The organism is Butyrivibrio hungatei, assembly GCF_900101605.1.
GTDB lineage: Bacteria > Bacillota > Clostridia > Lachnospirales > Lachnospiraceae > Butyrivibrio > Butyrivibrio hungatei_B.
Window position 1 is genome coordinate 15955 of record NZ_FMUR01000008.1, and the last position, 11688, is coordinate 27642.

15 protein-coding genes are annotated in these 11688 nt (G+C 43.6%); all 15 read right to left on the reverse strand.

Features of this window, described 5'->3' with window-relative positions:
• Nucleotides 1-42 precede the first annotated feature (42 nt).
• Nucleotides 43-1518 carry a methyl-accepting chemotaxis protein gene (locus BLP87_RS07020; protein ID WP_074462063.1) on the reverse strand — a complete coding sequence of 492 codons (1476 nt, stop codon included), beginning with the start codon at nucleotides 1516-1518 and terminating at the stop codon, nucleotides 43-45.
• A gap of 107 nt (nucleotides 1519-1625) precedes the next feature.
• Entirely contained in the window at nucleotides 1626-2492 is an 867-nt protein-coding gene (locus BLP87_RS07025) for an SMP-30/gluconolactonase/LRE family protein (RefSeq protein ID WP_074462064.1), read from the reverse strand.
• Nucleotides 2493-2519: 27 nt separating this feature from the next.
• Entirely contained in the window at nucleotides 2520-3470 is a 951-nt protein-coding gene (locus BLP87_RS07030; protein ID WP_074462065.1) for a DMT family transporter, read from the reverse strand.
• Nucleotides 3471-3522: 52 nt separating this feature from the next.
• Nucleotides 3523-4014 carry a GNAT family N-acetyltransferase gene (locus BLP87_RS07035; RefSeq protein WP_074462066.1) on the reverse strand — a complete coding sequence of 164 codons (492 nt, stop codon included), beginning with the start codon at nucleotides 4012-4014 and terminating at the stop codon, nucleotides 3523-3525.
• A gap of 115 nt (nucleotides 4015-4129) precedes the next feature.
• Nucleotides 4130-4897, reverse strand: coding sequence for a GNAT family N-acetyltransferase (locus BLP87_RS07040; RefSeq protein WP_074462067.1), 768 nt, complete (start codon nucleotides 4895-4897; stop codon nucleotides 4130-4132).
• Complete coding sequence (locus BLP87_RS07045) at nucleotides 4894-5685, reverse strand: PhzF family phenazine biosynthesis protein (protein ID WP_074462068.1); 792 nt, start codon at nucleotides 5683-5685, stop codon at nucleotides 4894-4896. The genes BLP87_RS07040 and BLP87_RS07045 overlap by 4 nt, the downstream gene beginning before the upstream one ends.
• Before the next feature lie 101 nt (nucleotides 5686-5786).
• Nucleotides 5787-5984: a hypothetical protein gene (locus tag BLP87_RS07050; protein WP_074462069.1), complete on the reverse strand. Its 198-nt coding sequence runs from the start codon at nucleotides 5982-5984 to the stop codon at nucleotides 5787-5789.
• Nucleotides 5985-6500: 516 nt separating this feature from the next.
• The gene (crcB, locus tag BLP87_RS07055) at nucleotides 6501-6869 is read right to left on the reverse strand and encodes a fluoride efflux transporter CrcB (protein WP_074462208.1); all 369 of its coding nucleotides are present in this window, start codon (nucleotides 6867-6869) and stop codon (nucleotides 6501-6503) included.
• A 104-nt stretch (nucleotides 6870-6973) separates the two neighbouring features.
• On the reverse strand, nucleotides 6974-7432 hold the full coding sequence (locus tag BLP87_RS07060) for a cysteine hydrolase family protein (RefSeq protein WP_074462070.1): 459 nt from the start codon (nucleotides 7430-7432) through the stop codon (nucleotides 6974-6976).
• A 15-nt stretch (nucleotides 7433-7447) separates the two neighbouring features.
• Nucleotides 7448-7888, reverse strand: a complete 441-nt coding sequence (locus BLP87_RS15720; protein WP_083334520.1) for a Rossmann-fold NAD(P)-binding domain-containing protein — start codon at nucleotides 7886-7888, stop codon at nucleotides 7448-7450.
• Between the two features lie 30 nt (nucleotides 7889-7918).
• Nucleotides 7919-8365, reverse strand: a complete 447-nt coding sequence (locus BLP87_RS15725; protein ID WP_083334521.1) for an NAD-dependent epimerase/dehydratase family protein — start codon at nucleotides 8363-8365, stop codon at nucleotides 7919-7921.
• 6 nt (nucleotides 8366-8371) lie between these two features.
• A complete protein-coding gene (locus BLP87_RS07070) occupies nucleotides 8372-9736 on the reverse strand; it encodes an MATE family efflux transporter (RefSeq protein ID WP_074462071.1) in 1365 nt (454 codons plus the stop codon).
• A 12-nt stretch (nucleotides 9737-9748) separates the two neighbouring features.
• On the reverse strand, nucleotides 9749-10213 hold the full coding sequence (locus BLP87_RS07075) for a GNAT family N-acetyltransferase (RefSeq protein WP_074462072.1): 465 nt from the start codon (nucleotides 10211-10213) through the stop codon (nucleotides 9749-9751).
• 38 nt (nucleotides 10214-10251) lie between these two features.
• Nucleotides 10252-11112 (reverse strand): GNAT family N-acetyltransferase, encoded by an 861-nt coding sequence (locus BLP87_RS07080; RefSeq protein ID WP_074462073.1) that lies wholly within the window; start codon nucleotides 11110-11112, stop codon nucleotides 10252-10254.
• A gap of 25 nt (nucleotides 11113-11137) precedes the next feature.
• The gene (locus BLP87_RS07085) at nucleotides 11138-11683 is read right to left on the reverse strand and encodes a GNAT family N-acetyltransferase (protein ID WP_074462074.1); all 546 of its coding nucleotides are present in this window, start codon (nucleotides 11681-11683) and stop codon (nucleotides 11138-11140) included.
• Nucleotides 11684-11688: the final 5 nt, after the last annotated feature.

Below are 11688 nucleotides of genomic sequence, written 5' to 3' on the forward strand. Positions count from 1 at the left end.
GCTACGGGTAAATTAACCTGTAGCGCTCGTGTTTTTTCTTTTTTATCCTTGTGTATAACTCTGAAGTTCAGTGATCTTCGCAATGATTCCTTCCATTGATTTCTTGAACTGTGCAACGAGCTCAACGTTTCGTGAACTTGCTTTGGATGCCTCGGTTGAACTTGCACTTATCTCCTCACTGGTAGCCGACAGTGTACTTGCGCTGTCAACGATCTCATTGTTTGCGGTACTGAGCGATGTGATGTAATTGCTGATATCTGTAATAGCCTTGCTAAGCTCACCAAGCTTATCCTGAATGAACTCAAACTTCTGTGAAGCGCTCTGAGTATACTCAGTTTCACGGTTTGCCGACTGCGAACTTATCGTAGCGCAATCTGCAACGGTGTCGGCATTTGATGTAAGTATCTCGATTATACGAGTGATGTTCTCAGTCTCATTTCTTGTCTGCTCGGCAAGATTTCTGATCTCATCGGCAACTACCGCAAATCCCTTACCTACTTCACCTGCTCTTGCTGCCTCTATGCTTGCATTAAGCGCAAGAAGATTTGTCTGCGATGAAATCGAAAGAATTATGCTTGTTATTCCGCTTACATCCTCTGTATTGGAACGAAGCTCATCAGCGGCTGTCTGAAGATTCTCTCCGGCCTTTCTGGCTTTTTCAACCTCTTCAAACAATGATTCCATAACGCCCATGCCTTCTTTAAGTGCATCCGCAGCCTCATTGTTTATGCCTTCAACAATATCGGCGCTCTTCTTGGTATCGTCAATAATATCCTGAATGTCATGTGTCTGCGTTGTCTGATGTGTAATGGCCTCAGCGGTATTCTGCGTTCCTACCATGATATTTTCCATTGTCTCATCAAGAAGTTCCACAGATTCACCGATAGTCTTAAGCGCATCGCTCACAACAGAAACGTCCTCAACTACGCTTTCCGCAACTTCTGTGATCTTTCCTGTGATAGACTTGTTTTTATCCGAAACAGCCGTAACTTCATCAAGTGATTCCTCAAAGAATCTTGAAAGAAGTCCATAGCCCTTAAGAATTGTCACAACCGTAAGAATCGAAATAATTGCCTCGATCATAACAACTTCGATATCATTCTGAATATTTGCAGAAGTTGCGATCGTCAGGATTACCCTTATCAGATTGGAAAGTGCAAAACCTATAACACCGATCTTCACGCTCACATTGTCAAGCGTAAGAAGAAATACGATCAAAAACGGAATCATGTAGGGATAAGTCGTTCCCGTGTTTCCGCTGTTTAACATTGCACAATATACAATAGAATATGTGATTGCAAGCACTCTAATGTACGTAACTCCGCCCTTACTGATAAACAAATACATTGAATCTGCGATAAATACAAGTATAACCATTATCAAAGGGATTATACCTCTGATGGGCGCAAGATCCGACATTGTTATCTGTGACATCAGACCGACAATAGAAAACAAAGTCGTAATTACGTGAATAAGAAATACTAGTTTACAAGTGCGCTTTAGATGATTTTCCTTCATAGTGCTCTTCCTCCGTTCTACTATATTATAGATTATACAACTTCTTTACGCATTTACGTAAATATTGACAATCTTTACGGATTTTTAGCAAAAAATGCAGAATTTTTTTATATTTTCACGCAATAATCAGGAGACACACCTTTTACATCAGTTCTGAATCTAAAAAGACATCCGTCATACTCTCCGTCAAGTCCTGTTCCTGCCGATGTCACATAAAGAGTCTTCATATCCTCATCGCCAAAACAGCATGACGTAACCTGCTTTGCGGGAATCGGGATTACTTCCAGAAGTTCACCCGTGGCGCCACTTCTTTTTTCTATGCGGCTTCCGCCCCAGAAGGCAACCCATAGATTGTCCTCGCTGTCAATCGTAAGACCGTCGGAGATATTTTCATCCACGTGAAAGAGCTCTCTTCTGTTATTTATACTTCCGCTCTCCTCGTCGTAGTCAAAAACAAATACGGCATGTTCAAAGGAATCGGAAAAGAAAAATTTCTTTTTATCAAAGCTCCAAGCCATACCGTTGGCAATCTTCGTTCCTTCCACCTTGATACCGATCTTACCGTTATCAAAAAGATACAAATTTCCTTCCGCCTCATGGTCTGAGCCGTCAATCACGGATGCGCCGAACCATATACGCCCCTTCGCATCGGCTTTGGCATCGTTCGAGCGCCAGTAATCTTTGTATACGTCTTTGAGATCTGCCATCAAAGAGAGCTTTCCGTTTTCATAAGTATATATCCCGTCTTTCAACGCAAGCGCAAAACCTTCCGAATCCGCAAGAGGTATCGCTGCTCCGACAGGCTGCGGCGCATCTATACACTCTTTTTTCCCATTCTTAATAAACCAGACCTTCTGCCCAATGATGTCTACCCAGGAGAGCCGCTTAAATCTCGGATCATAGTAAGGTCCCTCTCCCAGCGCATATCTCGTACTGTCGACAACTTCCACATTGTACCTGCTTAAACCGCTCATCTCACACCTCCGTAAAAGGATCTGAAACTATTTTCTGTTAACCACGTAAATTCCCAGGCTGACAAGCAAAAGAGCCGCAACATACCGCAAGTTAAGCTTATCCCATTCAGCCAGGAAAAAAGCTGACAACAGCGCACCAAATATTGGATTGGAAAATCCGTATATCGTAACCGACGATACAGGATTGTGTTTCAGCAAGATGCCCCATATTGAATAAGCAACCGACGAAATAAGCGCCATATATATGATAAGCAAGATTCCGGCCGGTCTTGTCAGATGAATCCTTCCGCCTGCAATAAAGCCCACAACCATCATGGCAAAGCCGCCTATAAGAAACTGGTATCCGCTAAGCGTCACAGGATTCTCTTTTACAGAATACTCCTTGATAAGCACCGATGAAACCGCATATGATACTGCCGCGATCAGGATAAAGCCCTCACCGTTAAGCGCAAATCCGGCTTCTACGCCGCCGCTTGAAAGGCTTACGATAATAACACCCGCCGTTCCTAGAATACATCCCACCAGCTTATCGATTGATAAGTGTTCCTGCTTTCTTACAAGGCACGCCAGGAGAATAGCAAAGAATGTTGTCATTCCGTTGATTATCGACGACTTAACTCCCGATGCGTGCGCAAGTCCGATATAGAAGAAAAAATACTGCAACATCGTCTGAAATAAACTGAGCGTGCATACCATTTTCCACGATGTCTTTTTGGGAAAAAGAAATTTTTTCTGCAGAAGGCTTCCGAAAATAATCGTAAGAACTCCCGCGATCAGAAATCTTATTCCCGCAAACAGAATCTGCGAAACGCTGTCCTGCGCGCCTATTTCAAACATTTCATATCCCGCTTTTATACTGGGAAATGCGCTTCCCCACAAAAGGCAGCAAAACACCGCCAAAAGGCAGACGACCAATTTATTTTGCAGTAGCGTTCCTCTGCTCCCCCCGGAACTTATCTGCTTTTCTTTTTCATTCATAATTCTTCCCTCTCATAAACGTTATATTTATTATTTGTGACATATCGCTATATCACAGTCTTTTTTCATAGCACAAAAAATCCTGATCGTACAAGTAACACTCACCCACTTCATCAAATCCAAATACCGCATACGAGCGGATTGCCTTGGTATTGTACTTGCCAACCAGAATATGAATGCCGTTACATCCGCGTCTCTTAAGCTCTTCCATGCCATGCTTAAGCATTATCCGCGCAAGTCCCTTATTCTGCTCCGTCGGAAGAACCGCAAGTCTTGCAAGCTCTCCCTCAGGCTCAAGATTCTTATTCCAACACGGAAGTCTGTCAACTTCATCATCCTCTTCTACTGAAATTGCTGCTTTTATTATTCCGTCTTCTTTTAATACGAGAAGGCCGTCACGTGCAAAATCCGCATCAATTGTCTCATTTGACGGATAATGCTCATCCCACGGACAAAACTCCCTCCCAATCTGCGCTTTGTACAGCGCCAGTATTTCCTCACGGTCTTGCTCCGTGGCTGTTACGATATTATATTCTTTTTTCATGTCTAGTCTGAAGTCCTTTTCTTGTCGTAATTTATGCTGTTTTCATCTTTTCGCGAAATCCGCAGCCAGTGCGGATTTCTGTCATTTCATTCAAGATGTCATACCTTTTTTCGCGTCAGGCATTCAACCTGTCCACCACTTCCGTGGGCTTAACCGTCACCTCAACCCACGAAGGCGTAAATCCGCTTCTTATCGCATTTTTTGCCGATCTGATATTCGACCAAGCACAGCAATAGAAAGGAACCTTGCCGCGTTTTAAAATTTCTTTTGCCAAGTTATTCGTAAGAGCCGACGCTATTCCATTCCGCCTATACTCAGGAAGAACGTCCACTCCTATCTGCCACATATCGTCGCAATCCGCTGAAGCTCCCGCAAATCCCACAAGCTTCTCTCCATCATACGCACCGATCCCAAGTGCATCGAGTTCCTTGCGCGCACTGCAAAGCGCATTGCTCCACTGCGGAAGATACAATTCCTTGAAATCTTCCGGCCCCAGAATCTTCGTAGCGTATGGACACTCAAGCTCCGGCATCTTATCAAGATCAGGCAAAAAGTATTCAGCCATAAAGCACACTTTATGCCCAAGCTTTTCAAGCCTTTCACTTAGCCAATTCAAATTCGGCGTCTCAAAGCAGTGATCAAACTCGAACTTTGCGACGTACTCTTTTACAATATCCGCCACTTCATCCGATGTGGCCGCAACAACATTATTCCCATACGTTACAAAATTGCATGTAATCGGTTCCTTGTAATACTTGCGCGCCTTTTCACCAAGTTTGAAAGGAACAACAACATTTTTATCCGATAAAAAATCCTCCGCACTGCAGCCGTTATCTTCCGCCGACTGCCGCAACGCTATTTCAAGTATTTGTTTATTAGTCATTTTGTTTTCCCCTCTATCACAAATAAGTCACCCACAGAATACAGCACCGCTTTGCCTGAAATCACAACTCTATCGCCTTGCAATCTGCATTCCAACTCGCCTCCGCGTTCAGATGCCTGATATGCGTGGATTTCTTTTTTCCCAAGCTGCTCTGCCCAATACGGTGCAATCATGCAGTGAACCGAACCGGTAACGGGATCTTCATTTATCTTATCTTTCGGGGTAAAAAATCTTGAAACACAGTCATAATCTTTTCCAGGAGCCGTAACACCTACGCCGAGTCCATCAAGTAGCATCATTTCGCCAAAATCGGGAGACATCTCGCGAATTGTCTTTTCATCTTCATAAACAAGCAGAAGATCACGATCAATAAATGCTCTGACAGGCGTATGCCCCGTTGCCTTGATCATCTGTTCAGTGACAGGTGTTTCATTAAGCCGATATGCCGGAAAGTCCATGGCAATCTCATCCTGCTGCCTATGAATGAACAGATCACCACTCATGGTATGAAAGGTAATGTCATCCGCGTCCTTCTCATAATAATTAAAAAGAACAAACGACGTTGCCAACGTTGCATGTCCGCACAGATTAATTTCTCCGCCCGGTGTAAACCAGCGAAGGTCATATCCGTCCTTGCCTTTCACGGTAAATGCCGTCTCCGAAAAATTATTCTCCCTTGTGATATTCATCATAAGCTCTTCAGGCAACCACTTATCCAAAACGCAAACCGCCGCCTGATTTCCGTGAAAAAGCTTGTCTGTAAATGCATCTACAATATACTGTCTCATTTTCCTGCCTTTGTCCTTGTTTTTTTATTTTTGCTTATATCTGTTATCTCTGTTTTTATCTGTTATCTTTGTTTTTATCTGTTATCTCTGTTTTTTACTTTTTATCTTTTACTTTTGTCTTTATCTTTTGCCATAAGAGACTCAAGTGCCTTTGCCAGTTGCTCCGCAGGCACCGCCGATATCTTCTCCGAATACTTATTCTGCTTGAGCTCGATTTCTTTCAGATTCTTGGACTTGATTTCTTTCAGATTCTTGAATTCGCTTTCTCTAAGCTTCTTTTCCCGATTCTCTTTATCCATGCTTATCACCCTTTTTCCGAGGTTGTTGACTAAATCTGCTCTTTTTCCTTCTCTTAGTCACTCATCACAAAAATCCGCTTCTCTTTTCCAGCCAAATTTCCACACGGCGTTGACTAAATCCGCTATTTTTTCTCCTCTTAGTCACTCAACTCTGAAATCCACTTATTTTTTTCAGCCAAATTTCCACGCGGCGTTGACTAAATCCGCTATTTTTCTTTCTCTTAGTCACTCATCGCAAAAATCCGCTTCTCTTCTTCACTCAAATTCCCGCACGGCGTTGACTAAATCCGCTATTTTTCTTCCTCTTAGTCACTCATCGCAAAAATCCGCTTCTCTTTTTCAGCCAAATTTCCACGCGGCGTTGACTAATTCCGCTATTTTTACTTCTCTTAGTCACTCATCACAAAAATCCGCTTCTCTTTTTCAACCAAATTCACCCGCGGTGTTGACTAAATCCGCTATTTTTCTTCCTCTTAGTCACTCAACTCTGAAATCTTACTCACCATCACCACGCAATCATCCTCTAACAAGCGTCGCAAGCTTCTTGCCGCAGATCACACCGAAGATGCAGCACGCAAGACTGAGCGCCACGTATACTCCGCCTGCACCATATTGCTTTTTCTCAAAAAGATTGACCGCCTCAAGCGAGAATGTAGAAAACGTCGTAAAGCCGCCGCATACTCCCGTTTTCCAGAAAAGAACCGTATTTCCCGATATTCCCTCACGATTATCGGCCAGGCCCACGATAAATCCGATCAAAACAGCGCCTAATATATTCGTAACAAGCGTCAATACCGGAAAGCCCGTCTTAACAGGAATAAGGCTTATCGCATACCTAAGCACCGCTCCCAAAGCTCCTCCAAGAGCCACAAACAAAAAATTCATACACACCTCTTTTTTCTCAAAAAATATATCAAGAAAATCGCCCGACATCGTCAATTGAATGTACCGCAACATAACACTCTTCACCACGCAAAATACATATTTAATCAAAAATGACATTCTACGCACTCAGCTCCTGCTGCCTTCATCTCCTGAAGCTCCTTCTCATAGAACCTGCTTTGTCTGGCACCTATTGCATCAAGGTACAATTTTACGCCAAACCCCTGCTCTATTGCAGTCATCACCGTCCGAAACACACAGCATCTGCCATCAACACCGACGACATCAATAGTATCAACATCCATCTCTTTCAATTTCTGTACAAATTCCTTGTTTGTAAATGCATCAGGAAACCTTTTATCAAACACAAGCCCCGACTCAACATTAAGTCCGCACGCCAGTTCATAACCGCTCGCATTCCCCGGAAAACCGATATTCCTTATGTACACAATCGGAAGATTCAGCTTTTTTGCCTCATCAATCCTTGCATTAACCGCATCCAAAAGCCCTTCCCGATAAAAGCCTATATACTTTTCCTGAACATCAATCACAAGAAGAATTTCCATACACAAATCCCACGCTCACTTTGCCTTGCCAATCTCGTAATCCATCAACCTATAAATCCAGTCACTAAGCTCAGAGAACTCAAATCCCAGCGCCCGCGCTTTCTGCGTATCAAGGCTCATGTCATTTTCAAGCCCGTTGTAAGGAGCCTCATCGCCATATTCACTGTAAACCGCGGTTTTTCCGGTTTTCTTTTCAATATAACCGATAAGCTCAGAAATCTTGATAGTCCCCTTCGAGCAGCCATTTATCGGCCCGCATACATCGGCACCTGCAAGAAACGCGATAAACTCGCCCGCTTCTTTTTCATGGATAAAAGAGATCCCATAATCAAGGTCATCCACAAACATCGGCGAATCATTCATGATATGCTCCACATAGAACCGAAGCCTCTCGGTATAGTCATTCTCGCCAAGCACAATGGGATACCTGACAAACACGCACTTCCCAGCGTCCATGAACTCATAAGCCGCCCTTTCCGCCTGCCGTTAGGACTCGTCATAATCCTCCGTTCTGTCCGTCCACACCAGCGGATACTTTGCGGCATCAAACTCATTTTCTCCAATAAACAGCGCATCTTTCTTATAAACCGAGCACGACGACATCTGAATATACCTATCACACTTGATATTGGGCAAAAGAGCTCTCACATCATTTGAACTGTACGCAACTTTGTCGATCACAACGTCGAAATGTGCATCAGTAGCTTTTCCACAGCAACCTGGACTTGTCATTTCAGTAAATCTATTGCTTTCAAATGCTTTTTTCACACTATCAGCATCCGTTCTATCCATAACAACCTGCTTAACGCTCCCGCCAAAACCAAGAGCATTATTCCCGCGCGTCGCGACCGTCACGTCATGTCCCGCATCTATAAGCGCATTCACCATCGGAATACCAAAAAATCTCGTCCCACCAACAACTAAAATCTTCATAATCCGTCACACTCCCGCCGGCCAGCCTTCTTTTTTCCTCATACCGAAATATATCACGTACGAAACGATGACCGTAAAAAGATCCGCAACTGCCTGCGTCCACACGATTCCCGTCATTCCAAACCAGTGATTAAACAGAATCAGAATAGGGATATTAAAGACAATCTGCCTTATCACCGCAAGCCAGAACGATTCCTTGCCGCGCCCGATTGCCTGTGCAAAATGAACCATCGAAAAGCAAAGGAACATCAGCGGCGTTGCAAAGCACCTCGCACGAAGGAACTGCGTTCCAAAGCGCACCGTGTCGGGATCTCCGATAAATGCCCTCATGATAAAAGGCGCAAATGCATAATACAAGATCACACTCACAACTCCTATCGCAAGCCCCACTACTCTGCCAAATCTGAAGATCCCATCCATTCTTTTCCTGTCACCCGAAGAATAACTGTACGCGATAAGCGGCACCATTCCCATGCAAATTCCGATTCCGATATTAAGCGGCAGACGCTCGGCTTTCAGCACGATACCGATGGCAGCCAGCTCAACATCGCCATATGACGCTGCCAGGCGATTTATAACGATCGTACACAGGTCAAAAAGAAGCACTCCCACAGCCGCAGGAATTCCCACTCCAAATATTGAGTAAAAAGACTCTCTCGAAGGATATTCGCCGTTTGTCCTAAATCTGAGAATAGTTTCTTTTCCCGCCTTATGGTAAGTAACGATAAAATACATCGAAACCACAATATTACTTAGCATAGTTGCAAGCGCGGCACCCATAACCTGCTTTCCGTCAGGCAAAATCACAAACATAAAAATAGGATCAAGCACAGTATTAAGCACGCCGCCCATACTAAGCCCAAACGATGCCTTTGCCGAAAGTCCTATGCTTCTTAGCATTGATGAAACCGTGCTGCTGAAAATAAACGGTACTCCACCGATAACAACCACAAAAAGCATGTACTGTCTGGAAAACTCAAGCACATTTTCGCTCGCCCCAAGAAAAACAAGTATCTTTGTCATCCCTATCAAACTAAGTAACGAGAAAAGACATCCGACTCCCAGCGCCATCCATATACAGGCCGCTGACACTTTCGATGCTTCTTCATCATTTCCCGCACCGATAAGGCGCGCAATAAGCGTACCTCCGCCGACTCCAAAGATATTTGATATCACAATTGTCAGCATATAAATCGGCATCACCAGAGAACAAGCCGCCACCATGTACGGATTATTTGTCCTTCCGACAAACCACGTATCCGCAAGATTATATATCAGCGCAATCAGCTGACTCGCAATCGCCGGAAGCGCCATCACTCCCAGCGCATGCGGTATATTATCTTTTTCAAAAAGAAATTTCTTATCTTCCATGGGTTCCTCTTTTCACAGATCTTTTGCCATGCACACTGCACCGTTCAAATTATCGTATGGCGGATATTTCTCGATTTTACTGTAGCCAAGCTTTTCATAGAGTCCAACAGCATCAGCCATTATCGCTCTTGTTTGAAGAATGGCTCTTTTATATCCATTCACGCGAGCTTTATCTTCAATCTGCTTCATTATATCCTTTGCAAGATGTTTGCCCCTATGCTCAGGTTCTACCCACACGCGCTTAATCTCAGCGTCATCTTCCGAATATGGCTTAAATCCCGCACATGCAACAGCAACATCCCCATGATATGCGATAAGCACATTGGGTATTCCGTCAGAATGGTTATATGGCACAAAAGCTCTTCTTTTCTCTATTCCGCCAACAATCTTGCTGTAATACTCCTCTGTCTTTTTATAAAACTCCTGAAAATCCTTATTACTTCCATCTGTCCATTTATAAACTATGTTGTCTGACATAAAGGCTCCCTCTTAAGCACTATTCATGTGCTTTCCCATCAGGCATGCGTTATCGCCTGAAACATAAACTCATCATCATTTGTATCGTCGAAGAACTTACCTCTCACAAAAAGATGCGTATCTTCCTCGACAACCACGCTTTTATCATAACCTGTTGAATCCTTCGGTGTAAATGCGAGAATTACTTTCTTAATCTCTTTTCCAAAGGCAGCTATCACGCGGTCTATCGCGCCACTGCCTATAACGGCATGAAGAATCAAAGTATCGTCCTCAATCTCTGCAATCGCATAACTGTCACAATCCTCGATATAAAAAGTATTTTCCCTCATGAACTGAGCCAGGTAAAACATGTACAGCCCAGCGTTGGAAACCATATACACCTTGGCATTTTGCTCGGTTTGATTAAGAATCTGCACCATATTGTCCCAATCGCTCTTTTCTGCCATTGGTACAAGCTGTGCAGTCTGCTCTGTATCAATCTTCACAGCTTTACTAAACTGATACTCCCTACTCTTACGAAAGCCAAACTTGGGATAGAAATCAACGACAGAATCGTTTGCAAAAAGATATATTCCATCAACTTTGTTTTCGTAGTCTTCAACAATCTTCTCCATCAGCATCCTTGCGTATCCCCTCCCCCTGTAATCAGGATCGGTCATTACCGTTCCAATCTGGATAAGCTTAACAATTCTGCCGTCATAATTCATATTGCAAGCATTCACCGAAACATTCGAAACAACTTTTCCATCGATAACGATCGAATACGGAATGTAATTATCTTTCCAAAAGCCGTTTCGGTACCAGTCTTCAAAATTCAGCCCGCCAAACACCTTGCCTGCAAGCTCATTGAAGGAATTTCTGAGAGATTCGTTATCTCTGTAATTCTTTTCGATTGTCATATTACAAACCCTTCCTTATAACTTGTCACAGCTCAAGCAACATATATACAACTTCCTGATACCCGCTTACTCTTGAGTTAAAACCTCTGGGATTGCGGCCATACTCCACAAATCCCATCTTCTTGTATAATGCCACCGCTCTTTCATTCTCTGCAACAGCATTTAATTCCAGCTGCGTATAGCCTGCTTCTTTAGCGCATTCGATGCAAGCCTCCATGAGTGCCTTGCCAAGCCCAAGTCCCCAGTATTCCTTCAATATAGCAATTCCAAGCTCCGCGCGGTGCTTTAGCTTGTACTTTGCTCCAACCGCTTCAATTCCTGCTGTTCCTGCAACCACGCCGTCTACCACTGCAACTATCTCAATCTCATTTGGACTCTCCGTTTTCTCCTTAAGGAACTCCGCCTCCTGCTGTGCATCAAAACTATTTTCATCAGGATAGGACAAAAGATAATCCGTCTCCGCGTGTGTCTCATTAAAATTCACAAAAACAGCCTCTCCGTCTGCAAATTCGCCGTTTCTAAGAAGCGCCTCTTTTCCGTTCTTTAAATTAATAATCTTGTTGTATTTCATTTCTA